This window comes from Tellurirhabdus bombi, assembly GCF_021484805.1.
Classification (GTDB): domain Bacteria; phylum Bacteroidota; class Bacteroidia; order Cytophagales; family Spirosomataceae; genus Tellurirhabdus; species Tellurirhabdus bombi.
Genome location: NZ_CP090557.1, coordinates 1,312,686 through 1,338,308, shown reverse-complemented (window position 1 = coordinate 1,338,308; position 25,623 = coordinate 1,312,686). Strand labels below are relative to the sequence as shown.

Annotated in this window: 20 protein-coding genes; 9 read left to right on the top strand and 11 right to left on the bottom strand. The window is 48.4% G+C overall.

Going from position 1 to position 25,623, the window contains the following annotated elements:
* Nucleotides 1-40 precede the first annotated feature (40 nt).
* The 5 genes from L0Y31_RS05720 to L0Y31_RS05700 form a co-directional block, all read right to left on the bottom strand.
* Nucleotides 41-1,150 (bottom strand): hypothetical protein, encoded by a 1,110-nt coding sequence (locus L0Y31_RS05720; protein WP_234736171.1) that lies wholly within the window; start codon nt 1,148-1,150, stop codon nt 41-43.
* A 901-nt stretch (nt 1,151-2,051) separates the two neighbouring features.
* Nucleotides 2,052-2,837 (bottom strand): tetratricopeptide repeat protein, encoded by a 786-nt coding sequence (locus L0Y31_RS05715; RefSeq protein ID WP_234736170.1) that lies wholly within the window; start codon nt 2,835-2,837, stop codon nt 2,052-2,054.
* A gap of 84 nt (nt 2,838-2,921) precedes the next feature.
* Nucleotides 2,922-4,313 (bottom strand): DEAD/DEAH box helicase, encoded by a 1,392-nt coding sequence (locus tag L0Y31_RS05710; RefSeq protein ID WP_234736169.1) that lies wholly within the window; start codon nt 4,311-4,313, stop codon nt 2,922-2,924.
* A gap of 41 nt (nt 4,314-4,354) precedes the next feature.
* Complete coding sequence (gene fbp, locus L0Y31_RS05705) at nt 4,355-5,356, bottom strand: class 1 fructose-bisphosphatase (RefSeq protein WP_234736168.1); 1,002 nt, start codon at nt 5,354-5,356, stop codon at nt 4,355-4,357.
* A gap of 121 nt (nt 5,357-5,477) precedes the next feature.
* Nucleotides 5,478-6,365 (bottom strand): fructosamine kinase family protein, encoded by an 888-nt coding sequence (locus L0Y31_RS05700; RefSeq protein ID WP_234737130.1) that lies wholly within the window; start codon nt 6,363-6,365, stop codon nt 5,478-5,480.
* A gap of 93 nt (nt 6,366-6,458) precedes the next feature.
* Here L0Y31_RS05700 and L0Y31_RS05695 point away from each other — a divergent pair, with 93 nt between their 5' ends.
* Nucleotides 6,459-7,655: an anhydro-N-acetylmuramic acid kinase gene (locus L0Y31_RS05695; RefSeq protein WP_234736167.1), complete on the top strand. Its 1,197-nt coding sequence runs from the start codon at nt 6,459-6,461 to the stop codon at nt 7,653-7,655.
* A gap of 2 nt (nt 7,656-7,657) precedes the next feature.
* Nucleotides 7,658-8,854: an L-2-hydroxyglutarate oxidase gene (lhgO, locus tag L0Y31_RS05690; protein ID WP_234736166.1), complete on the top strand. Its 1,197-nt coding sequence runs from the start codon at nt 7,658-7,660 to the stop codon at nt 8,852-8,854.
* A gap of 6 nt (nt 8,855-8,860) precedes the next feature.
* Here lhgO and L0Y31_RS05685 read toward each other — a convergent pair whose 3' ends face one another.
* From L0Y31_RS05685 to L0Y31_RS05670, 4 genes are all read right to left on the bottom strand, one after another.
* A complete protein-coding gene (locus L0Y31_RS05685; protein WP_234736165.1) occupies nt 8,861-11,020 on the bottom strand; it encodes a peptidase domain-containing ABC transporter in 2,160 nt (719 codons plus the stop codon).
* A gap of 63 nt (nt 11,021-11,083) precedes the next feature.
* Nucleotides 11,084-12,250, bottom strand: a complete 1,167-nt coding sequence (locus tag L0Y31_RS05680; RefSeq protein WP_234736164.1) for an HlyD family efflux transporter periplasmic adaptor subunit — start codon at nt 12,248-12,250, stop codon at nt 11,084-11,086.
* 170 nt (nt 12,251-12,420) lie between these two features.
* A complete protein-coding gene (locus L0Y31_RS05675; protein ID WP_234736163.1) occupies nt 12,421-12,621 on the bottom strand; it encodes a hypothetical protein in 201 nt (66 codons plus the stop codon).
* Nucleotides 12,622-12,907: 286 nt separating this feature from the next.
* Nucleotides 12,908-13,135, bottom strand: coding sequence for a hypothetical protein (locus L0Y31_RS05670; RefSeq protein ID WP_234736162.1), 228 nt, complete (start codon nt 13,133-13,135; stop codon nt 12,908-12,910).
* A 339-nt stretch (nt 13,136-13,474) separates the two neighbouring features.
* On the opposite strand from L0Y31_RS05670, the gene L0Y31_RS05665 reads away from it, so the two are divergent.
* From L0Y31_RS05665 to L0Y31_RS05635, 7 genes are all read left to right on the top strand, one after another.
* Nucleotides 13,475-13,750: a helix-turn-helix domain-containing protein gene (locus L0Y31_RS05665; protein ID WP_234736161.1), complete on the top strand. Its 276-nt coding sequence runs from the start codon at nt 13,475-13,477 to the stop codon at nt 13,748-13,750.
* Between the two features lie 220 nt (nt 13,751-13,970).
* Nucleotides 13,971-15,470: an L-arabinose isomerase gene (gene araA / locus L0Y31_RS05660; RefSeq protein WP_234736160.1), complete on the top strand. Its 1,500-nt coding sequence runs from the start codon at nt 13,971-13,973 to the stop codon at nt 15,468-15,470.
* A gap of 79 nt (nt 15,471-15,549) precedes the next feature.
* Nucleotides 15,550-17,235: a ribulokinase gene (locus tag L0Y31_RS05655; protein ID WP_234736159.1), complete on the top strand. Its 1,686-nt coding sequence runs from the start codon at nt 15,550-15,552 to the stop codon at nt 17,233-17,235.
* Nucleotides 17,236-17,241: 6 nt separating this feature from the next.
* Nucleotides 17,242-17,946, top strand: coding sequence for an L-ribulose-5-phosphate 4-epimerase (locus tag L0Y31_RS05650; protein WP_234736158.1), 705 nt, complete (start codon nt 17,242-17,244; stop codon nt 17,944-17,946).
* 39 nt (nt 17,947-17,985) lie between these two features.
* Nucleotides 17,986-18,687, top strand: a complete 702-nt coding sequence (locus L0Y31_RS05645) for an NUDIX hydrolase (protein WP_234736157.1) — start codon at nt 17,986-17,988, stop codon at nt 18,685-18,687.
* Nucleotides 18,688-18,726: 39 nt separating this feature from the next.
* A complete protein-coding gene (locus L0Y31_RS05640) occupies nt 18,727-19,938 on the top strand; it encodes a DUF5009 domain-containing protein (RefSeq protein WP_234736156.1) in 1,212 nt (403 codons plus the stop codon).
* Between the two features lie 104 nt (nt 19,939-20,042).
* A complete protein-coding gene (locus tag L0Y31_RS05635; RefSeq protein WP_234736155.1) occupies nt 20,043-22,121 on the top strand; it encodes a ComEA family DNA-binding protein in 2,079 nt (692 codons plus the stop codon).
* Nucleotides 22,122-22,161: 40 nt separating this feature from the next.
* Here the strand turns inward: L0Y31_RS05635 and L0Y31_RS05630 are convergent, their stop codons facing one another.
* Nucleotides 22,162-23,085 carry a DUF4249 domain-containing protein gene (locus L0Y31_RS05630; protein WP_234736154.1) on the bottom strand — a complete coding sequence of 308 codons (924 nt, stop codon included), beginning with the start codon at nt 23,083-23,085 and terminating at the stop codon, nt 22,162-22,164.
* Between the two features lie 14 nt (nt 23,086-23,099).
* Nucleotides 23,100-25,541, bottom strand: coding sequence for a TonB-dependent receptor (locus L0Y31_RS05625; protein WP_234736153.1), 2,442 nt, complete (start codon nt 25,539-25,541; stop codon nt 23,100-23,102).
* Nucleotides 25,542-25,623: the final 82 nt, after the last annotated feature.

The following is a 25,623-nucleotide window of genomic DNA, read 5'->3' as shown; positions in this document are numbered from 1 at the left end:
TTAAGCATTAAGAGAGGCGTGCAATACAGCACGCTTCATCTTAAGGCAGAACGACAACATTATTCTGAGTAATATTACCAACGTTACCGTTTCCAGACTGAGTAAGGTTAAGCAAACCACCAGTACCTGTCTGCGAAACAGTCATTTGGTTGTCGTTTCCGTTTTGTAGAAGCTTCAAGTTGTTAGCCTCACCTGTCTGTGTCAGTGTTGCCTCGTTGTTGTTACCAATTTGGTCTAAATCGATACCATTTCCTACAGCTCCAGTTCCTGATTGAGAGATTGTTGCTATGTTGCCATCACCGATTTGATCTAAATCGATATTTTGCCGGAAGCCTTCCTGAGTAATTGTTGCCGAGTTGTCGTCACCTGTTTGCGTAACGCTAGCGTAGTGCTCTCCATTTGGAATGTTTCCTAGCTGAGATACACTTACCGAGTTGCCATTCCCATCCTGATCAATGTAAGTCTGATTGAAATTATTCTCAATATTGACTGATGCGCTGTTTCCATCACCGTTTTGGTCAATACCCACAATATTCTGATCACCACGGATGCTAACGCCGTAGTTGATGTCGTCGAAGCGAGTGCCTATATTGTTTCCTGTTCCTAATTGGCTGATTGTTACGTCGTTAGAGCTACCTTGAATGGCTGTTGAAATAACGTTATTAGTACCATTTTGATCAAATTCAATGGTATTGTCATTGTTATTGCCATTGGCGCTAGTTCCTCTCAAGTTTAGGTAAGACCAGTTGCTGTTTCCTACTTGGGTAGAAAGAACATCGTTACCTACGCCATACACGTCAGTACGGAAGGCATGGTCTACTCCATCCTGAACGGTAGTAATGATGTTGTTGTTGCTATTGGCAACACCATCTACGGATGCAGGTCCAATCAGATTTAAGACAGAATAATTACCTGTCCCTGTTTGTGTTTGCGTAGTCGTGTTGGCTTGGCCACCGATATACAGTTCTGCGTAGTTTCCGCCTGGGCCCGGAGAAGTCTGCGTAATCGTACTCACGTTGTTCAGACCAACTTGAGTACCTTCGGCTTCGTTTCCTATGCCACTTTGGTCAAAAGTTAGGGTGTTGTTTTGGGCAAAAGCTGTAGCAGTAAGTGCCAGCAAGAATGCCCCAGAAAGAAAAATCCTTTTCATAGATGAAAGGTTTGTTTGGTTGGACAAAGAATTAGTGTAAAAAATTGCTAAGTTGTTAACTGCCTATTAACTGGCGCAGAATTAACCTAGTTTTACCGAAAAGGAAAATGCGAAGCAAACCTATTCAGCTTTACTAGTATTTTTTCCTCTAAACTATTAAGTATCGATGAGATTTCTGACGTGGGAAGTAAACTAGCCAGATTTGGGTTAGATAATGCTAAACCAAAACAGCTATGTGGGATGGTACTGTGGACTAAGGACAGTCTATACACTAAAAACACATGAAGGCTCTGAGGTAGCTTTGTATCCATACAATGTATCGGGTCTACTTTATGAGAGTTATGCTTGTTGTATTTTCTGATCCCTTAGAACGACGGCAAAGAAAGGAATTTTGCAGGATAATTCTCTTTGTAACTAAATTAAATAATTGAGAATCATCAGTCTTAATCTTGCGTCTTTGCTAAATCGTTAAGAAATACCAGGCAGACAAAAGTAACAACAGATTTAATCAATAAGCTACCGTTAAATAATCTACAAATACACTTTGTTGCTACTATCCTTATTTTATTATAATTAAACTCTGCGTAGAAAAACCGCCAAATGAGATTTTATAACTCTGTCTGTTAATACGCTTCTGATTATTAAGCATTTAAAAACAAAGCCTTATAACTATTCTTAGTAGCTTTATAAAGCGACCTGCGCGTGTTATAATATTTATATAAAAAGATGAAGGAGTTATATTTTAGCTAACGGTACCTACTATGTCTACTCTTTTAAGAAAGTTGTTACAAAGTGAGCAAGTCGCATTTGGAAAAGCGGATGAGCAGGAAGATATGCCTAATTCAAGAAAAAGCCCCACTCCAACGAGCAGGGCTTTTTCTTGAATCAGGCTTGACGAGGTCTATTTAAAGATATTTTGTGGATCTGGCTGCTTGGAAACAAGCTGCTCGAGATAGCTAAGGTCAATAGCGGAAAGCTCAATTTCACGTGCTTTGTGTAAATACGTCCAGGCTTCGTTATAACTGCCCTGAATGTAACTAGCCCAAGACAAACGCATAAACGTGTTGGCATACGCTGGATTAAGCTGAGCCGATTTATGAAGCCAGTTAACAGCCTCTTTCAGCAAAGTCGAATCTTTATTTTCCTGAAAGTATTTTAGCTGCACAGTCGCCAAATCGGTAATCAGAGTAGCATTCGTGTCCACTACTTCAACTCCCTTTTTCAACAAGCGAATTGACTCTGGCAACTGGCCACGCTGGTAGGTCACCACGCCTAAACCCCAGTAGGTTTCTGCATTGCGTTCGTTAAGTAAATAAGCAAGGTTAAAACGATAGGCCGCCGTATCTAGCTGACCCTCATTCAGGTAATCCCAAGCTCGCGCGGCAAAGAATTGACTCGCTTCGTCTCGGCTGGAGAAGTTCTGATCACAACTACTCAGGAAATTGATTTCCCACTCGATATGGACAGGCGTTTTGGCTACTTCGCCGAACAACGGCAAAGTCATTGCATTAACAGCCGTGGTCGCTTGTTGAGCGGCCACTTCGGTTGTAACCTCCGGAGCAGGCTTTGTTTTTCCTGTATCAATCGTCCGAACTGAGGTGATTAGCTGGGCTGGCTGCGCAAAGGCCCAAAGGGGCAAAAGCGTCGTCAACACACAGATCCATCCTATCTTTTCTCGCTTATTCATGTCCCAGTCTTCCGTCGCAAATGACGGTTTCAGTGTCAATAAAACGTTGGGCCGACTAAGTTAGTACAAAATGCAAAAAAATAGCTAACGTTTCCGGCGCGCATTGCTGGTTTTTGCCTTGGACGGAGCTGATTTTCTGGGAGAACCAGAAGTGCCCCGCTTCGCTGGACTACCCGTGCGTGCTGCGGAACTCCCTGCGCGCGCTTTAGCAGCGGCAGCGAGCGGATTTTTCTTTTCGTGAAAAGCACCTTTGAACGTCGGATCTTCTTTCTTTTTCTGGCTATCCACCTCCCGAAGCATGGCCTGGCTCTCGTCGAAGGGCGTTTCAGTCTGAATAACTTCGTCTGGAATCGGTTGGCGCGGAACCGTCATCCGAATGATTTTTTCTATTTTCTTGAGGTGGTATTCTTCGGCAATCGTTACAAAGGTGATGGCTTCGCCTGTCCGATTAGCACGTCCTGTGCGGCCAATTCGGTGCACATAATCTTCGTAGATAATCGGCACATCAAAATTGATGACGTGGCTAACTTCCTCAACATCAATACCCCGAGCAGCCACATCCGTTGCAACTAGCACCCGGACGGCGCCCTCCCGGAAGGCTTCCATCGAATTGATACGCGTGTTCTGCCCTTTGTTGGCGTGAATAATCCGAATTTTTCCTTCCTCAATTATCTTACGTTCCAGGTATTTGAAAACGTTTTCGGCCGTTTCTTTCGAACGAACAAATATAATAACCCGCAAGAATCGCTCCGTGTCCGACAATAAGTGAACCAGCAGATTGATTTTGGTTTTCAGATTTGGGACTTCATACACGATTTGATTAACCATGTCGGCCGTTGACGCCTGGGGAGTTACTTCAATACGAGTTGGAAACTCTAAAAACTCATGGGAAAGTCGCTCAACCTTTTCAGGGAACGTGGCCGAAAAAAGAAGGTTTTGCCGCTTTACTGGAATTACTTCCAAGATTCTACGAATCTGAGGCATAAAACCCATGTCCATCATTTTATCGGCCTCATCAAGCACCATGGTATTAAGCTGCTTAACGGGGATTTCGCCCTTCAGGTAAAGATCATTGAAGCGCCCTGGTGTGGCCACAATAATGTCAATGCCTTTCTGAAGGGTTTCTATTTGCGTTTTAGGCCCAAGGCCACCGTAAAGAGCCACGTGCCGGATATCCGTATATTTGCCTAATTCCGTGATGGCAGCGTCAATTTGCATCACCAGCTCCCGCGTAGGAGCCAGAATGAGCGCCCGGGCCGTATTCCCCTGAGCATACTTTATTTTCATCAGAAGGGGTAAAACATAAGCGGCTGTTTTGCCCGTTCCTGTCTGTGCAATACCTAATACATCATGCCCCGCCATCACCAGCGGAATTGCTTTTTGCTGAATAGGAGTTGGTTGTTCATAACCGGCTTCCGCTACCGCACTCAACAACTGCCGATTTAATTTAAACTCCTCAAATGCTGTGATTTCCATCCTGCAAAGGTAGGCACTACAACCGAAAATTGAACTACTGCTCAGTGATTAGCCGTTAACTCTTCCACCATCTGCCGGGAGCCAATGTAAATAGGCGTACGCTGGTGCAGACTTTTAGGATCAATATCCAGAATGTCGCGGTAACCATCGGAAGCCCGCCCACCGGCTTGCTCCGCAATAAAAGCCAGCGGATAGCATTCATACATTAGGCGGAGTTTGCCCGACGGAGCTTTCGGAATAGGAGGGTATAAATAAACGCCGCCTTTGATCAGATTTCGGTGAAAATCGCCTACCAATGATCCAATGTAGCGTCCCGTGTAACCCCGCTGGCGGCAACTGTCCAGGTAATCCCGAATGGTAACCGAATATTGGTTGTAATTGCCGTCGTTGCAGGAATAAATACTGCCGTTATCGGGGCTGACAAGTTGGGTATGGGAGAGAAAAAATTCGCCGAGGGAGTGGTCATACGTGAAGCCGCTAACGCCGTGTCCTGTCGTATAAACAAGCATCGTAGAGGAACCATACAAAATATAGCCCGCCGCTACCTGCTTGCGACCACCCTGCATGAAATCTTCCAGGGTAGCGCGGGAACCAATAGGACTTACACGCCGGTAAATGGAAAAGATCGTGCCAATGGAAACGTTTACATCAATGTTAGACGATCCATCAAGGGGGTCCATCGCCACCACATACTTGGCATTGTCGTTGCCCGTAAAAATGATTTCTTCATCTTCCTCCGAGATAATCGCGCAGACTTCACCGCCATTTTTCAGGGCTCGGATAAAACGAATGTTCGCGATAACGTCCAATTTTTGCTGGCATTCGCCTTGGATGTTGTTGGCACCGTAGGCACCTGTTACATCAATCAAGCCGGCGCGGTTGATCTCCCGGTTGATGATTTTGCCGGCCAAGGCAATATCGCGCAGTAATTGCGATAATTCCCCTGTAGCGAACGGAAAGGCACTTTGCTTGCGGATAATGTAACGATCAAGCGTTACGCCAACAGGCAGGGCAAGAGTTTGAGAGGCAGTGTCCTGATTCATAGATTAATGAATTAGTGCTTTGTATTTGGGAAAGTAGCTAGAAAAAATACAAAAAGCAGACACCAGTCCTCAAAAAATTACCGGCATCGTTCCCGGCATCGTAACCAGAAAAAGAGCCTCTTTAAAATCGCGACAATACGCGTTCGATTCCACTCACATAACCGCTTCCAAACAAATTGACATGCACCAGCAGCGGATATAAATTATAAATGGAGATGCGCTCCGAAAAACCGGGCTCCAACGGAAAAGCTTCGTCATAAGCTTCGTAAAATACAGGCTCAAAGCCCCCAAACAAAGTCGTGAACGCAAGCTCCATCTCGCGGAATCCATAATACACCGCCGGGTCGATCAGCGCCGGGTCGCCCTGTTCATTTACCAGAATATTTCCCGACCATAAATCGCCGTGCAGAAGCGCAGGACGCTCGTTAGGAAGTAGTTCAGATAAGCGGTCGTATAAACGCGGCAATTTGTCGTAGAGGTCCTTAGGCAGCAGACCTTTGTAGAAAGCGAGTCCGGCCTGGGCCTGAAGGCGCTGTTCAATGAAAAAGCGGTTGCCATTTGTCGTTAAAGCGTTGTTTTGGGGCAAGGAACCAATGTAATTGTCGAATTCCAGGCCAAAACGCGGCTGCGTATGCGAGTGCAACAGGGCTAAGGATTGTCCCAGGTTTTGCCAGTAATTCGTACCCCGTGGTGTTGGGTTGATGTATTCCAGAATAAGAAATGCTTTTTCCTGGTAGTGGCCATAATGAATTACTTCAGGAATAGTCAGCGCTTCGGCCTGACGCAGGAGAGTGAGCCCACGAGCTTCGGTTTCAAACATGCCCTCTTTTTCGGCGGTATTCCATTTAACGAAAACCGCGCCCTCCGACGAAAAAACATAAGCCGCCGTGTTTATGTCACCACCGGATAAAAAGCGAGTCTCAAGCACTTCGACAGGTTTACCCAATGCCTGAAACAAAATGTGTTCAAAAAAATCCATTTGTTCATTGCCACTCCACCACATGCGCATGATTTTTTCCAAATAATCAGTCAAGATAACACGCTCAGCGGAATGGATGCTTAATTAATTAATAACTTTACCCGGTGAAGTGTTTTGTGCTGTATGAATAAGAATATACAACGACTGGCTGAAGTGGCTGGTCAGGATGAACGACGTATTATTGGCCTGATGTCGGGCACCTCAATGGATGGGCTGGACGTTGCGCTTTGTCGGATTAAGGGCGGTGGCAACAAGACGCAGGTTGCGCTGACTCATTTTGATACCATTCCGTATACCGACGAGGTCAAAGCAGAGATCCGAAAAGTATTCGCTAAAAAAGAAATTGATTTTCAGCAGCTTTGCTTGCTCAATCCGTGGATTGGCCAACTGCACGGTCAAATGGTTCTGGACTGCCTGAAGCGTTGGAACCTAACTGCTGCTGATGTGGATTTGATTGCCAGTCATGGGCAGACCGTTTTTCACGCGCCGAAACTCCAGCACCAGCTCGCTAAATTTTCGAATGCGACGTTGCAAGTTGGGGATGGTGACCACGTAGCTGTCACAACCGGCATCATCACGTTGAGCGATTTTCGGCAGAAGCACATCGCAAAAGGCGGCGAAGGAGCGCCATTGGCCGTCTATGGTGACTATTTTATCTTTTCGAAAGAAGGAGAAAACCGGCTGATGCTTAACCTGGGCGGCATTGCCAATTTTACGTATTTACCGGCCAACTTAAGTGCGAGTGAGGTATTTACAACCGATACGGGGCCTGGTAATACGCTAATTGACGTGTTCGCACGGCGTTTTTTTGATCAGCCCTATGATGTTGACGGAGCCATTGCAGCGCGGGGAAAAGTAAACCTGGAGTTGCTTCACATTTTGAAAAAAGACCCGTTTTTTAGCGCCCCAGTGCCAAAAACGACGGGGCCGGAGCTGTTTAGCATTGACTATATCCGCCTGGCTCAGCAACGCAGCCGAACCACTTCTCTAACAGCCGAAGACCTTATGGCTACGCTGACTCGTTTCAGCGCCGAAACCATTGCCGAGGCTGTTTTGAAAGTATTGAAGCCGGGTGAAATCTATCACGTGTACATGAGTGGTGGCGGGATGCACAATCCAGTGTTGACGGGCTCGATTCGGGAGTTGCTGCCTAATTGCCATTTCTCTACCTCCGACGAACTCGGGATTTCTGGTGATGCGAAAGAAGCTGTTCTGTTTGCGGTTCTGGCGAATGAGGCCATGGTTGGCGGTACTACTTCTTTTGGCGACCGGCAGGGCGTTCCGACAGTTAGTATGGGTAAAATTTCGTTTCCAGATTAATTATGACTGATATTCTGATTATTGGCGGTGGAATTGTAGGGCTAGCCACGGCGTTGCAAATCAAACAGCAGCGTCCCAACCTAACCGTAACGGTACTCGAAAAAGAAACCGCCGTGGCCCGCCACCAGACAGGCCACAACAGCGGCGTAATTCATTCGGGATTGTATTACAAACCCGGAAGCCTGAAAGCCCTCAACTGCATCCGGGGGTATAACCTGCTGATTGATTTCTGCGAAAAAGAGAATATACCGTATGAATTGTGCGGAAAAATTGTGGTCGCTACCAGTCCGCAGCAAGTTCCCTTACTCAATAATCTGTATGAGCGGGGCTTGCAGAATGGACTGACGGGGCTACGGAAAATTACGCCCGGCGAAATGCGCGAAATTGAGCCACACGTGGCGGGTGTCGAAGGCATTCAGGTACCCCAAACCGGCATTATCGACTACACAACTGTTTGTGAAAAATACGCCCAAAAGTTCAGGGAACTGGGTGGCGACATTCGATTTGGCGAAAAAGTAACAAGTATTACGCCGGGAAATACGCTGTCCGTTGTTGTAACCGAACGCGGAACTTACGAAACAAAGCTGGTCGTCAATTGCGCGGGATTGTATTCGGATAAAATAGCCCAGATGACCCAACGGGACGAGATTAATCTGCGCATTGTTCCGTTTCGGGGGGAATACTATAAAATCAAACCGGCCAAGCAATACCTGGTTAAACACCTCATTTATCCCGTTCCTGATCCTAACTTCCCGTTCCTGGGCGTGCATTTTACGCGCATGGTAGGTGGTGGCGTCGAAGCGGGTCCGAATGCCGTGCTGGCGTTTCAGCGGGAAGGCTACCGCATGTCGGACATCAATTTGAAAGAGCTGTACGAAACCTTAAGCTGGCCGGGTTTCCAGAAAGTGGCGGGTAAATACTGGCAAACCGGTTTAGGCGAATACTACCGATCTTTCTCCAAAGCAGCATTCACGAAAGCGTTGCAGGAACTGATTCCGGCTATTCAGGAAGATGATCTGGAAGAAGGCGGTGCTGGCGTACGCGCGCAGGCCTGTGACCGTACCGGCGGGCTGCTCGACGACTTTGCTATTCTGGAAAGTAACCGCGCCATTAACGTTTGTAATGCTCCTTCGCCCGCAGCAACTTCTTCGCTGTCAATTGGTTTGACGGTGTCGGAGAAGGTGCTGGAGCGGTTCTAAATTCACTTAGGCGACTTCGGTTTGTTGTTGCCAGAAGTTGGAATACACTTTTCCGTTCTGAAGCAATTCGGTGTGTTTGCCTTCCTCGACAAGCCGTCCCTGTTCCAGAACAACAATCTTATCCGCTTTCCGGACCGTGCTGAGTCGGTGGGCAATGATCAAAATGGTCTTGCCTTCCTTGCGAAGCTGCTGGATTGTGCGTTGCACAAATTGTTCGGAGGTGGAATCCAGCGCGGAGGTAGCTTCGTCCAAAACCAGAATTTCCGGGTTGCGGTAAATGGCCCGCGCAATGGCGAGCCGTTGCCGCTGGCCACCCGACAAGGTAGCTCCGTTTTCGCCCAATTGGGTTTTGAAACCGTCGGGCATTTTCTCGATAAAATCGGTAATTCCTAATTGCTGACAGATCGCCAGGATTCGCTCCATCTCTGGTTCAGCTTCGCCAATGGCTATATTTTCAATAATATTTCCCGAAAACAAGTCGATTTTTTGCGGAACAACGCTGACAACTCGCCGGAGGCTATCGGCATGCAGGTGTTTGAGGTCATATTCCCCAATGTGAATACTGCCACTTTGCAGTGGATAAAGGCCTTGCATGAGCGAAAGTAGGGTGGATTTGCCTGAGCCGCTTTCCCCAACAATCGCCGTAATTTTGCCTTTGGGCATGGTAAGGGTCAGGTTTTCGAAAACCGGAGCGCGGGTGCCGTACCGGAAAGTAACGTCCTGAAATCGAATATCGCCAACCATTCTTGGCTCTAACTGGACTTTATTTTCGTTGGAGTCCCGTTCCAGATCCATGATTTCGAACAAACGGTCGGCAGCGATCAAGGCTTCCTGAATGCTTTTGTTTGCACCGATCAGGCTACTGGCAGGACCCGTGAAATACCCGATCAGCGCGTAGAAAGAAAGCAGTTCCCCCGGCGTCAATTCATTCTGTAAGACAAATCCCGCCCCAACCCACAGCAAAATGATGGTAAACAAACGCGTGATGAACTCCGACGCATTACCGGCGTAAATACCACCCGTACCGGTTTGAAAAATGGTTTTTAACAAACGCACGAACCGGGTCTCTGTTTTCTGGCTGGCATAATGTTCCAAACCAAAACGTTTGATGGTCGGCATTGCATTCAGCGATTCAACCAATTGGGCTTCCAGGTCCGCGTAGTTCTCCATCAGTTTACGCTGGTATTGCTTATTGAACTGGTTGAAAAGCCAGTATACGCCCGCGTAAAGGGGGACGACCAAAAGTAAAATGACGGCCAGTTTCCAGTAATAGGTAAACATCAGCCCGAAAGAGAAAAAGACAATCAATACATTGACAATGAGTGCCATGGCAATGTCATTGATGAACACACGAATTTTAACCGCATCGTTTATCCGGGAGATAATTTCTCCAACGCGCATCGTGTCGAAAAACGACTGCGGGAGCGTCATGAGGTGTTTGTAATATCCCAAAATCAGGGCGGCGTCAATGCGCTGTCCGGTCTTCAAACTGAAAAAACTTTTGGTCGCATTGATGAAAAGCTGGATCAAAAGCAGCCCAATCATGATCAGGCTGAGCAGATTAAGTAAATTTCGGTTGCCGTTAACCAGCACATTATCCACTATTTTCTGCACATAAATGGCCGAAGAAAGCCCCAGGATAGTATAAATCATGGCCCCAAACAGCGCCTGGCCCATCACCGCCCTATGGGGTTGTAGCAACTGCCAGAACCGTTGCAGCACCGATTTTTTCTCATTCCCGACCTTGAAGGTTTCGTCTGGAACCAGCAGGACCAGCAACCCGGTCCATTCCGCTTTAAACTCATCGTGCGTTTTCTTGTGCAGTTGCCCGTCCGCCGGATCCATCACCACGACGTGCTGGGGCGTAATCTTGAAAATGACCACATAGTGATGCAAGGCGCGGTCGCGAAGGGTAACGTGGGCAATAACCGGCAAAGGCAGTTTAGGCAGGCTTTCAAAGGAAGCTTTGACGCCTTTTGCCTGAAAACCCAGTTTCTGCGCCGCTTCGATCATGCCGAGTACGTTGGTCCCCTTTTGATCCGTAGCCGCCAGCTGGCGAATGCGGGCCACAGGCAGGAGCAGGCGATAGTGCGCGGCTACCGAAGCCAGACAGGCGGCTCCGCAGTCGGTAATATCACGTTGTTTTATTTTGGTGCGAGATGTCATAACGTGTAAACGGTTGGCCGTGGATACACAATCAGTAGTGGTTTATCAGGGAAAGCCCTACAACTAATTGCTGGTTGCTAACTGGCTCTGGCTGGCGGAGTTACTTGGGTTTAGCCAGTCATCAGCTTTGTCGTACAGGAGTTGAAACAACGACCGACGGGTTACCTGAAACCGGGCCTGAACCGTCATTCCTTTCTTTAGCTGGCCCCGATAGCCATTTGATAAGGCCAGATAATTTTGGTCCAATTGGCAGCGGACTTTGAAAACCGGAGATTCGTTGGATAAGGTAAAGTCATTGGCGATGTCGAGAACCTTGCCCGTCAGCATACCCCACTGGTTATAGTCAAACGCATCAACCTGCAACCGCACCGGCTGGCCTACCTGTACCAAACCAATGTCTTTGGGCGAAACATAGGCTTCAATAACTAGGGTCGAGTCAGGGGAGACAATGGCAAGCACATCACCCGGCTGGACGTAACTGCCTGCGTAGCGACCGGCTAACTGGCTGGCCGTTCCGTTGACGGGGGCTTTGAGGGTATACAGGGCCTGTTGTTCCTGCACCTGCTTCAATTCGGCTTCCAGTCCTTTGAGTCCTTGCCGGTGTTGAGTCAGATCCGTCTGCCAATAGCTGCGTTGCTGCTGAACGAGCGAGTTATACCGGGCCAGGGCGGCCTTATGCGCATATAACGCATCTTCATATTCGAGACGCGGAATAACTTTCTGGCTATAAAGCAGCTTGTTGGTTTCAAAAACGCGTTTGAGCTTTTCCTGAGCATTCCAGCTTTCTTCGACAACTGCCCGAAACTGAGCGTATTGCTGCCGGTACAAAGGAGACTCCAGTCGGCTTACGGTCTGCCAGGGCTTTTTCGTCAATTGATCTAAGTCATTGATAAAGCTTACCTTTTCGGTCTTTTGCTGATCGAGTAGGCGCTGTCGGGTATTGATGGTTTCCGACTGAAGCCGAAAAAGAGGCTGGCCTTTCTGCACGGGTTGCCACTCGCGTACCAGCACTTCTTCAATGATGGCGCCCGTGGTGGCTTTTATCTCACTTCGTTCAGAAATAGGCCGCACTAAGCCGCTGGACTGCACCGAGACATCCACATAAATAAAAGGCAAGGCCAGCAAAGCGATGGTAATGACCGACAGGACGGTAATGTATATAAGTTGACTCCGCACACTAACGCGGGGCAAGTAGGATATCAGGCTATCGGAAAGATCGGCATCGTTCATAAGGCGTGAAAGCTAAAAGCTAAATGAGCGGAATCAACTCATTTAACTGGAACATGGGTAATTAGTTTGCGCACGAATTACAAGACAGCAAAAAAGGCTTAATCCAACAGAAAATAGAGGATTTGGTCTCCATTCCTTAGGACTAAGCCTCTCTGCACGTATTTTATGGATTAACTGAAAATTGTATAATCCCGATCTCTATCTCGTTCTAGCGTTGAATTAGCGAAGAAATCAAAGCCTAGTTTAAAGGTTAAATCTCCTTTCAAAGAGCTGCTGCTCGTTTTGTCAGTTGTGCTACCTCCCTGGTATTGGATCATCTCCTGCTGGGTCAATTCCCGAATCCCAAGCTGATTTTCATTGAACGTTTTCATAACGATGTGCATTTAAATGGCCTACTCTTTAATAGCTTTTCGGCTTCCGCTCACGCCCAGCTCTCTCTTTACGTAACTACCTCTATCTATGCTGTTTGTGTAAGACAAAGTTGGTAGGAAATGTCATTCATGCAGATAATTTTCTTTTATAATCCTATAAGTAACGGTTATAAAATTATAACCTCAGTTAAAAATAAACAGAGAGTTCTAGCGCCAAATCGGTAAAGATTACCTCATTTACAGCCGGAACTCCCTGCTTTTATTAAAACCTAATCAATTATTCTAATTAGTGAGAATGGCTTGATGAGCTATTCTGTGAGCTCGACTCTGATTCAAAGCCAAATCCCAGTCCCAGGCTTATGCCCAAGAAACCTTTTGAACTGCTGCTGGAGCTATTCGAGCTGCTGCCATTGTTATAACCATTACCAAAGATTAAGAAACCACCTTGCGTGTTGGTCAATTCTTGGGTGTTCAGTTCTTCTACTCCGAGTTGATTCAAATCAAACGCTTTCATAACGATGTGTATTTAATGGGCCTACTCTAATAGCTTTTCGGCTTCCGCTGGCGCCTGGCTGTTGTGCCGTTTGCTTGATACAAAGGTGGCAGAAAAAGCGGCTGGGTCTGATAACTATTCGCTATGAGTTCATAAGCCTCAGTTATAAGATTATAACCAGTTTAGAAAACATTATTTCAGGGCCGTTTCCTCAAAAGATATAAATGTCGCAATCCGAACATATTCTTTCGTCGTAGGTTTTGGAAATAAAATAAGTGGGGTTGGAAATAATTATCAGTCAGTTGTATGGGAAATAAATACGTTTTCTAGTACCTGTTTACTCAATAAATCCTGATAATCATGCGTGTCTTATCTGAAAAATTTCGTCGGCTGCGTCAACTGTTTGGTTATTCGCAAGAATACGTAGCATTCAATATCGGTATTACCCAACCAGCTTATTGCAAATGGGAAAGTGGCCAAACCAGTCCATCGATCGATAAATTACAGGATCTGGCCAAATTATATCAAGTTACTGTCGGCGAGCTACTGAACGACAATGATCTGGAGATGATTAAAAAGCTTATGGCGGATGAGCATTTTGCGGAAAAGCTCCTGGGAATGGGGCCCGTTAGTTGACTAAGCAGTTGTTATAAATCGAGTCGTAATGCCTAAAGACGCTCTGATCTCGCAAAAGCGGGAAATCAGAGCGTCTTTTTTTATCTCTCACCAAGTAAAAGCGCTAAAATTTATAACTGTAATTACTACAATTATTTTTCCTGATAATTGTAGTAATTACAGTTATTATGTAAGTTTAAGGCTTTATCACCAGAACATTCATTGCTAACCACTATAAGAAATGATTTCTCTTGATCACTTGGAAGCCTGGTTTGTGACGGGTAGCCAGCATTTATACGGGGAGGAAGCCTTGAAGCAAGTCGCTGAGCACTCTCAAGTTATTGTTAAAGCCCTCAATGATTCTGCCGCTATTCCGGTAAAAATTGTTTTCAAGTCCGTACTTACTGGCCCGGAAGAAATCTACCGGCTTGCGCTGGAAGCTAACAGCTCCTCAAATTGCATCGGGCTGATTACCTGGATGCACACCTTCTCACCGGCCAAGATGTGGATCAACGGTCTAAAAGTACTGCGTAAGCCGCTGTTGCACCTGCACACCCAGTTCAACCGCGATATTCCCTGGGGCGAAATCGACATGGACTTCATGAACCTGAACCAATCAGCACACGGTGATCGGGAGTTTGGTTTTATCAACGCACGGCTTCGGCTGGACCGCAAAGTTGTCGTTGGCCACTGGGAAGACCCGGAGGTGCACGAGCGCTTAAACGTTTGGGCGCGGGTTGCCTGTGGCTGGCATGATCTTCAGGGCGCCCGCTTTGCCCGCTTTGGCGACAACATGCGCGAAGTGGCAGTAACGGAAGGCGACAAAGTAGAAGCACAGATTAAGTTCGGGTATTCCGTACACGGCTACGGCGTCGGCGACCTGGTAGCTTACGTTAACCAAATTACAGATGCGGCGATTGACACGCTGGTGGATGAATACGAACAGCGCTATCAGGTAGCAGCTGAATTACGGAAATCAGGTGCACGGCACAGTTCGTTGCGCGACGCGGCGAAGATCGAACTTGGCATGCGCGGTTTTCTGGAAGACAATCGGATCAAAGGCTTTACCGATACATTCGAAGATTTACACGGGCTGGCGCAATTGCCCGGAATCGCTTCGCAACGCCTGATGGCCGACGGCTACGGCTTCGGCGGGGAAGGCGACTGGAAAACCGCCGCGCTGGGGCGGGCCGTCAAAGTGATGGGCGTAGGGCTGCCGGGTGGTAGCTCGTTCATGGAAGATTATACTTACCATCTCTCGCCCAACGGCCAGCGCGTACTGGGCGCTCACATGCTCGAAATTGACGAGTCGATTGCTGAGGGTAAACCTTCCTGCGAGATTCATCCGTTGTCGATTGGCGGCAAAGAAGATCCCGTTCGGTTGGTATTTAATGTAGCGCCGGGGGCGGCCATCAACGCCTCGGTTATCGACATGGGAAATCGTTTCCGGTTACTGGTCAATGAAGTAGAGGCCGTTCCGACGGAGCAGGAACTGCCCAAACTGCCGGTCGCTCGCGTGTTGTGGGATGCCAAACCAAATCTGAAAGTGGCCGCCGCTGCCTGGATTTACGCGGGTGGTGCCCACCACACTGTTTTCAGCAAGGCCATCACGTCGGAATACATGGAAGATTTTGCCGACATAGCGGGTATCGAATACGTCCTGATCAACGAGGATACGAAAATTGCCCAGTTGAAGCAGGAATTGCGCTGGAGCGAAGTTTATTATCAGATTAAAGGCTAAAATCAGCAGAAAAGCGGGGCTGTAACGGCCCTGCCTCTTTCATTCTACTAACTCATTATTCCTAAATCTTAACGTATCTATGTCTGCTTATGTCATTGGCGTCGATTTCGGTACTGATTCCGTTCGGGCGGTTTTAGTCGATGCCCAAACCGGTGAAGAATGCTCTTTTGGAGTGCATGAATATGCCCGCTGGAAACAAGGCGCTTACTGCAATCCGGATGCTTCCCAATTTCGGCAACACCCCCTAGATTACCTCGAAGGGCTGGAAAATGCCATCAAAGGCGCATTAGCTTCGGCTTCCTCAGAGGTTAGAAATCAGGTAAAAGGCATTTCAGTCGACACGACGGGTTCAACGCCCGGTCCGGTCGATGAGCAGGGGACCCCGCTGGCTTTGTTGCCCCAGTTTGCCGAGAATCCCAACGGCATGTTTATTCTCTGGAAAGACCACACGGCGAACGGAGAGGCCGAAGAAATCAACAAGCTAGCCCACCGCTGGGACGTAGATTATACCAAATATGTCGGCGGAATTTATTCATCAGAATGGTTTTGGGCCAAGATTTTACGCACGTTGCGGGTGGATGATGCCATTCGGCAGGCGGCTTTTTCCTGGGTGGAGCATTGTGACTGGATTTCGGCGGTACTGACGGGCAACACAAACCCACTGACGCTGAAACGCAGCCGTACGGCTGCCGGGCATAAAGCGCTCTGGCACGAAGAATTTGACGGTTTGCCCTCCGAAGAATTTCTGACAACCCTCGACCCGCTGCTGAGCGGTCTGCGTGATCGGCTTTTTAGCAAGAGCTATACCTCGGACGAGGCGATGGGAACGATTTCGGCGGAATGGGCAGAAAAGCTGGGTTTACCAACGGATGTAGTCATCGGCGTCGGTAGTTTCGATGCGCACATGGGCGCAGTGGGTGCCAATATCGAATCGTATTCTTTGGTAAAAGTAATCGGAACGTCCACCTGCGACATGCTGATGGCTCCCAACGAGGCGGTGGGGCATTTGCTGATTCGGGGGATTTGCGGTCAGGTTGATGGATCAATTGTGCCGGGGATGTTGGGCATGGAAGCGGGCCAATCGGCATTTGGTGACCTTTACGCCTGGTTTAGTCGCCTCGTGCTCGGACCGGTTGCCGAATTACTGACGAAGCAAGGAAAAGAAGAGTTATTGCCTTCCCTGCAAGCTTCTTTGATTCCGCATCTGGCGGAACATGCTAGCAAGCTAGCTATTACAGAAAAAGATATTGTCGCCATTGACTGGCTAAATGGTCGCCGGACGCCCGATGCCAATCACACGCTGAAAGGCGCCATTGCGGGCCTGAATCTGGGGAGCGATGCCGCCCGGGTCTTTAAGTCGCTCGTGGAAGCAACGGCTTACGGGGCGCGCCGAATCGCCGAACGGTTTGTGGAAGAAGGGGTGCCCATTCAACAAGTGATTGCCATTGGTGGGGTTGCCCGCAAATCGTCTTACGTGATGCAGACCTTGGCCGATGTCATGAACGTACCCATCAAAGTCGCCGAATCAGACCAGTGCTGCGCTCGCGGTGCGGCCGTTTGTGCCGCCGTAGCGTCGGGTATTTACCCAACTTTCGCCGAAGCGCAGCAAGCCATGGCTTCTCCTTTCGACGCTGTTTACGAGCCACGCCCGGAGATTGCGGCGGTGTATGAGAAACTGTATCAGCGCTATCTGGAACTAGGCGCTTTTATTGAACAAAACCAAGCCAGTGTAACGGCCAAACCAAGTCCGACCTTAAACGCATAATCCAATATGAGTGCCTATAAAACCTTGAAAGAAGAAGTATATGAAGCCAATATGGAAATTCCAAAGCAGAAATTGGCCATCTATACTTTTGGAAATGTAAGCGGAATTGATCGGCAGGCGGGTATCGTCGCTATCAAGCCTAGCGGTATTCCCTATGATGAATTGAAGCCAGAAGATATTGTTCTGGTAGATCTTGATAATAAGCTGGTTGAAGGAGGGATGCGGCCTTCATCGGATACCAAAACACATACGCTGCTGTACCGCCATTTTGGTCATATTGGTGGGATTTGCCACACGCATTCCACCTACGCGGTCGCCTGGGCGCAGGCCATGCGTGAGCTACCCAATCTGGGAACGACCCACGCCGATCACTTGGTTGCTTCGGTTCCCGTGACAGAAGTAATGTCCGATGAAATGATTCAGGGCGATTACGAACACGAAACCGGAAACCAGATTTTGAACGTATTTCGGGATCAGAACCTATCGCCTGAAGAAGTAGAAATGGTGCTGGTTGCCTGCCACGGGCCTTTTACCTGGGGAAAAACACCCGCCAAAGCCGTGTATAACGCTACGGTGTTGGAGGAGATTGCCAAAATGGGCTACCTGACGCTGACCATCAACCCCGACACGCCGCGCATCAAACAAAGCCTGATTGACAAGCATTTTTTCCGCAAACACGGCAAAGATGCTTATTACGGTCAAGGTTGCTAAGCGCCCTCTTTTAATTTGTTTCGAAAACCAGCGTTGCCTATGATGGATGCTACTGAATTATACGCGCCTTACTCCAAGCATTTAGTAGCTTTAGATTGCATTATTTTTGGTTTTGACCAGCGCGGGCTTCAGTTGCTGCTTGTCAAGCGGGATTTTGAACCGGAACGCGGGAAATGGTCGCTGATGGGTGGTTTTCTGAACGAAAAAGAAAGCATCGACGAAGGGTCAGAGCGTATTTTGCACGCCCTGACCGGCCTGACCGGAGTATACATGGAGCAAGTTTATGTGTATGGCGACATTCACCGCGATCCGGTTGCCCGAACCTTGTCGATTGCGTACTTCGCCCTGATTCGAACGGACCAGTATGATAAAGAGCTGGCCGATCAGCACAATGCCTGCTGGTTTCCCATTGCTGAATGCCCCGAGCTGATTTTTGACCATGACAAAATGGTTGAGAAGGCGCTAAACAGGTTGCGGCGCCGAGCTCGTACACAACCCATTGGTTTTGAGCTATTACCAGAAAAATTCACGATTCCGCAACTGCTTCAGCTTTACGAAGCGATTTACGATCACCCGCTAGACCAGCGCAATTTTAGCAAAAAAATAACGTCTATGGAATGGTTGACTAAACTGGCTGAAAAAGACAAAAGTTCTTCCCGAAAAGGGGCTTTTTACTACCAGTTTGACCATGATCGCTACGAACAGCTCGTGGCGGAAGGCAGTACGTTTAATTTGAAATAAGGATTAGTAAAATAAGGGCTAACGGACCTTTTGTGAGGGATGAGCAATTTCCTGTCACTTCCCGCCAACGAGCTTCCCCGCCGCCGAGTCGTATCCATTGATACCTTTCGCGGAATCACCATTCTGGTCATGATTTTCGTGAATGAAGTGGCGGGGATGCGCGCTATTCCACTCTGGATGAAGCACATGCCCGCCGATGCCGATGCCATGACGTTTGTCGATATGGTGTTTCCATCGTTTCTGTTCATCGTAGGTATGTCGGTGCCTTTTGCGCTGCAAAATAGGTTGTCCAAAGGTGATTCGGCGGTTCAGATTCAGGGGCATATTCTTTTTCGGACCTTAGGCTTACTCACGCTGGGCTTGTTTATGGTCAATGCCGAAACGGATTTTAACGCCGCCGCAACCGGCATGTCCGTTCATGTGTGGTCGCTCGGTTTTATTGCGTCGGCTATTCTGGTCTGGAACATTTATAGGTTTCAAAATCCAGTTTGGAAATACGTGCTAAGGGGACTTGGTGTAGCTGGCTTGCTGGTTCTGGCCATTGTCTACCGGGGCGGTGATGGTTCTGAGCGCATGCAAACGCACTGGTGGGGCATTCTGGGCTTGATTGGGTGGGCATATTTATACACCAGTCTTGGCTATCAGCTTGTCCAGGGAAAAGTTGCTGGCTTGTTGGTTCTGATCGCGGTATGCATCGGCGTTTTTGTGGTGAGCCAATCCAGTTGGTCGGCCAATCCCTGGTTGCGCTGGACGGGTAGCCAGGCAGGTAACGCCACCCACACGGCCATTGCCCTCTGCGGAACCATTACTTCTTTGCTCTTTTTTGACCAAAAAACAGTCCAGTCCAATCAGCGGCAGTTTCTGGAAGTAGCGGCTCTGGCCTTCGTATTGCTCCTAGTTGGTTATCTGTTAAGACCTTACTACGCTATTTCCAAAATATACGCAACGCCGACCTGGGGCTTATACAGTGCCGCTGCCTCCTGCTTGCTATTTAGCCTGCTTTATGCGCTGGTCGATGTGGGCAACAACAAGGGCTGGACGGCTTTCTTTCAGCCTGCTGCTGCGAATCCACTCTTGACTTACATTATTCCGTCAATCTTGTACGCCATCTTCGGCCTACTCGATTTCTATCCTGCCCCCGAATCCTTCCAAAGCGGCGTGCTGGGCATGGTCTGGGCTGCCTTTTTTGCCATTGCCATTATGGGATTCGTGCATCTTCTCAACCGGATCGGGATTCGCTTGCAACTATAATCAGCACGTACCTTTTTTTGTATAAAGCACTCTGTTGGTGAGCTACTTTCGCGGCGCGGCTTCGTCTAATCAATACGTTTTTCCAAGCCTAACGTACCGAAGCCGTGCTCCAACGTATTTTTTACTGGGTAATTAGCCTACTGCTGACTATCCCCGCTACTGCTCAGGAATATTACCAGCGCGAAGCCGATATCAATCGCTTTATTCAGGATTTGTTTCCTGTTCAATCAGAGGGCGTCGATTTGGAGGCCGCGTACGAAAACCTGTATCAGCTTTATATAAATCCGCTCAACCTCAATGCCGCAACCCGCGACGAATTAGCGGCGACTAACTTGCTGACGGAAGCGCAGCTCAACCAATTTGTTCGATACCGGTCTGAAGTAGGTCCTTTTCTGTCGATTTATGAATTACAGGCTATCCCGGATTTCGATCTCCTAACCATTCGCCGGTTATTGCCCTTCATAAGTCTGGAAACGGGAAATCGCTCCCTGGTTGGGAAGTTTAATAACCCTACCGATCATTATTTATTGTTTAGGGTAGAACGCATTCTGGAAGAACAGAAAGGCTTTTCGCCTGCTGAGCCAGACAAGAATGGTAAATTGCCCCGCCGGTATCCGGGTGACCGACAACAGTGGTTTATGCGCTATCGCTACAGCCGACCCCGGCAATTTAGTTTTGGTCTGACAATGGAGCAGGATCCCGGCGAGACGTTCAAGTGGCAGCCCGGTCGGTATCAGTACGGTGCGGATTATCTCTCGTTTCACATGCAGGTTCAAAACCGGGGCCGTTGGAAAAACGTCATCCTTGGTGATTTTCAATTTCAGGCGGGGCAAGGGCTGGTCTTTTCGGGTGGTTTCTTTTTGGGCAAAGGCGCCGAAACGGTGGCCGGTGTCCGGCGGTCTACACTTGGTGCCCGTCCGTATACGTCATTGACCGAATATGGATTCTTACGGGGCGCACTCGCTACCTACGCGCTGACGCCGTATCTCGACTTAACTATTCTGGCTGCTCATAACCGCCGTGACGCCAATGTGGTTGGAGAAAGCGAGTTGGGTGAATTAACAGTTAGTTCGTTGCAGACTTCCGGGCTTCACCGCACATCGGCCGAAGTAGAGGATCGGGCAAGCATGCAGGAACAAAACCTGGGGGCGCATCTGCTTTACCACAAAAACAACATCCAAGTTGGCGCGACTTTGTTAAATACGTCTTTTGATAAGGTAATTCAGAAGCGTAAGCTGGCTTATAATGAATATGAATTTTCGGGCAAACGCAACCTGTTGCTTGGCGTACACGGCGGATATATCTGGCAGAACATGAATTTCTTTGCCGAAGTAGCCCGAAGCACAGGCTCCCGAACGCACAGTGGCGGAATCGGTGCCGTTGGAGGTGCATTGGCCAGCCTAACTAAGCGCCTGGACGCGACCGTATTGATGCGTTATTATGGTCGAAATTTTCATAGTTTCTACGGCAATGCATTTAGCGAAACATCCCGTCCGATCAATGAAATGGGCTTGTATACCGGAGCGCGATACGTCGTATACCGAAAGCTAATCGTGGGTGCTTACGTCGATTTTTACCGTTTTCCGGGCCTGCGCTATTTAGTGGATAAGCCATCGGCTGGCTGGGATTATCTGCTGAAAGCGACCTGGACCCCAAACAAACGAGTGACGATCTACGGCGTTTACCGCCTGGAACACAAAGAAAAAAATCTGCCGCAAAGCAAACCCGTGAACGTTGTTGAGACGAACCGAAGCAGTTATGTGCTGAATTCCGAATACCGGCCCAATCGGGTCTGGATGGTGCGGACACGGGTACAATGGGGCGGCTTTCAATACCAGGGGCAAAGTAAGTCGACGGGGGTAGCCATTGCGCAGGACGCTACTGCCGATTTTGGTCGCTTGTCGGTTAGTGGCCGGGTGGCCTGGTTTAGCACTGAAAATTGGGACAGTCGGCAGTACGTTTACGAGCGGGACGTCTTGTCGGCCTTTTCGATTCCAGCTTATGCCAATCGGGGTTTTCGGTATTATTTGCTGGCTCAATACAATGTCAATAAACACTTATCGGTCTGGCTACGCTGGTCGCGAACGGATTACACGAATCAGGAAACTGTTGGCTCTGATTTAGACGAGATTGCCAAGCCGCACAAAAGCGAAGTAAAAGCACAGATTCGGTGGCGATTTTGATGGTTATCCGCCGGTAGACACCTTACCGGCGGATAGAACTTTACCGGCTCGCGCGAATCGTTGTTTGATCGACTTTTACGGTCTTGCTACTCAGCGCTGAAACACCAAAATACCCAACCGCTTTGGCTCCTGACTCATTCAGGTTGATCACATTGGTTGGGATATTGGCAGGCGGCGTGGCAAACAGGCCACCATTGTTAATCTGCGTACTGAGTTGCTGAAAGAAGTTGAACGCATCCGGTGTAATCGACAACACTTCCACTTTCACTTCATCCGCCTCCTGGTATAGTTTCTCCGGGTTAATCGAAAAGCGGACGGGCAGGATAAATAACAAACCGTCCGTATCGGCATTGTTCGTTCCGAAACCGCCATTGTAGGAGAGAACAATGTCGCTGGTACGGTCGAGGCGTTTACCATTCTGATAAGCCCGAATCCAGTAAAAATTTCCTTCGCCTTCTATATCAGTGGAGAAAAACTCCGCCAGATAGCCTTCTTCGGAAGAAACCGGATTCAGTTTTTCTTTGACGAATGTAATGGAATCCACGGCTGGCACGCGGTTCATTTGTGAAACAGCCTGGTAAGTATCGTTTTGGTATTGAATATTCAGCGTGTATTTGCGTCCAATCTCGCCAAACGTTTCAGTGGCAGTCGCTGGCGTCCAGGTATAATTTCCGCTGTTTTTAGTATCCGTGAAGGTGTAAATTTTGCCCTTATCATCCGTTACAGTCACTGTCGCGCCGGTGGCGGCGGGCGGTAACGAGGCGTCAAAATACCCTGTGGTTCGCGTTAACTTAATCACTTGCGGGCCCGTCTGATTGGTCAGCCAGCCGTCTACCGATAGCTGGGAGGGGCCATTTTTCAGATTAATGTCAATTTCGTCTTGGCAGGATAATAAACCCATAAAAACTACCGAAAGCAGTAAATACAAGGCAAAACGATAAGCTGAAATGAGTGTTTTATTCATTGATCTGGAATGTCTTAAAATTTAAAATTGTAGGTTACCGAAGGGATGATTGTGGCAAAAACCGAGTAGCGGTAGGCCTTCGCCACCGGCACTTCGAACTGCTCGCCACTAACCGTTACGGTTTGCTTATCATCCGCCTGCTGGAAGAATACCGAGAACGGATTTCGGCGGGCGTAGACGTTGTAGGCCGAGAAAACCCAGTTGCCTTCCCACTTCCGGCCCGGTTTTTTCTTGCCCTGAAGGGTTAAAGCCAAATCCAGTCGGTGGTAGGCTGGGATTCGGTAGTTGTTCCGGCCGTCGATGATCTGCGCGCGCCATCCCTGAAAAACATAGCCTCCGGTCGGGAAAGTTCCGGGTGTACCCGTCGCGAATGCAAAGGTAGCTGACACATTTACGCGCTTTGTGAGGTCATAAAGCGCCACCATGTTAAGGGTGTGCCGCTTGTCGAAGCGGGTGGGAAACCAGCGATTGTAGTTAATTCCTTCAACTAGGCGCTCGGTTTTGGCAAGCGTATAACTGATCCAGCCGGTTAGCGGCCCCTGGTTCTTTTTCAGGTAAAATTCGGCCCCGTACGCCCGGCCTCTTCCATTCAGAAGTTCGCCTTCCAGGTATTTATTCAGCAATAAATCCGCACCGTCGATGTAATCGATTTGGTTCTGTAACCATTTATAATAAACCTCAACCGACGCTTCGTATGCATTACCGGATTTACCAAAGTTTCGAAAGTAACCTCCTGCAATCTGGTCGGCAATTTGGGGTTTGATGTTATTCGTAGAAGGCGTCCAGACATCCAGCGGCGTAGAAGCGGTTGTGTTCGAAATCAGGTGAATGTATTGGGCAAGTCGATTGTAACTCAGTTTGAGAGAGCTACTGGCATTCAGCTCATACTTTGCGGCGAAGCGAGGCTCCCAGTTGCCGTATGTTTTAATCGGCTCAAATTTGTCGTAAGTGCGGGTCTGGTTCAGAATGGGTTGACGGCGTAAACCAACGGTGGTATCGGCAAAAGCATATGATTCGCCCGGACCGATGTAACTGTAAAGCGAATAGCGCAAGCCGTATTGCAGTTGCAGACGGGACGAAATCTGCTGCTCATTGCCTACGTAAAGGGCGCTTTCCAAGGCGTATTTTTTCTCTAACCCAAACGCCCGCACGGTTCCTCCCGAAGCGGCTTCGGCTGTTCCCGGTTCAAACGTATACAAAATAGCCTGGCCTCCGAAAGTGAGGGTGTTGTTCTTCAAGAAAAGCGTGAAATCGGGCTTAACGCTGTAATTAATGATCTTTGATTTCCAGCGGAAAAAGTCGTTTTTCTCTTTTCGCTTTAAGTCAGAATCCAGCAGATAATCATAATTACTATAGAAAGCAGTTGTGTTCAGGAAAAGTTTATCCGAGAAAACGTGATTCCAGCGGAGAGAGGTTGTGGTGTTTCCCCAGTTAAACCCAAAGTCGGCCCCGAAAACGTCGCGGCCTAAATAACCCGACAAAAAGACCGTGTTTTTATCGTTGATTTTGTAATTCGCTTTTGCCGTCAGATCGTAGAAATAAAAGCGCGAGCCTTTCAAATCGCCGCTTAGAAAGGGCTTGGCTAGAATATCGGCGTAAGAACGTCGGCCGGCCACGATAAACGAGCCTCGACCGCCAAGAAAGGGCCGTTCGTAGGTTAACCGGCTAAAAATGGCTCCAATTCCGCCGTTTACTTCCGGGCGTTTGGCATTTCCTTCTTTCATCCGAACATCCAGAATAGACGAAATCCGGCCTCCGTACAAAGACGGAATTCCACCTTTAATCAACTTTACATCCTTAACCGCGTCGGGATTGAATACCGAAAAGAAGCCAAACAAGTGCGAGGAGTTATAGACAGGCGCTTCGTCAAGCAACACCAGATTCTGATCCGTGTTTCCGCCCCGGACGTTAAATCCGGTAGACCCTTCGCCCACCGTCGAAACCCCCGGCAACAGCTGAATACTACGGATTACATCTACTTCCCCGAGCAGAGCGGGCATTTTCTGAATTGTCCGAATGTCAATTTTGTTGACACTCATCTCGATATTCTTTACGTTATCGTCTTCGCGCTGCGTCGAAACAACCACTTCCTGAAGGTCTTTGCCTTCCTGTTGCAGCTCCATATTCAACCGCACGTTCTGGGCCGAAAGCTGGACGGTGCGCGTTTCTTTCTTGTAGCCAACGTAGGTGAAAATTACTGTATAAGCACCTTCGGGGAGCGTTAGCGAAAAGAAGCCGTAATCATTCGTAACCGCGCCGGTTGATAGCTCTTTCACATAAACCGAAACGCCAATTAGCCCTTCGCCGTTGGCTGCATCTTTGACATAACCACTAATTGTTGCATTGGCCGCCCTAAGCCCAACATCCGCGGGTAAGGACAATTTTGCTGCATTTGCCTGATCTATTGTAGAAAAAACAAGTAGAATCAAACAAAGACGTAGTAAGAAATAGTTCATAATCAGGCTGGTGGTAGTAAATAGGGACTCTTTAAAATTGTATTATTTGTTATTAGACCCCAAAGGTCGGCCTTTCCCTTAT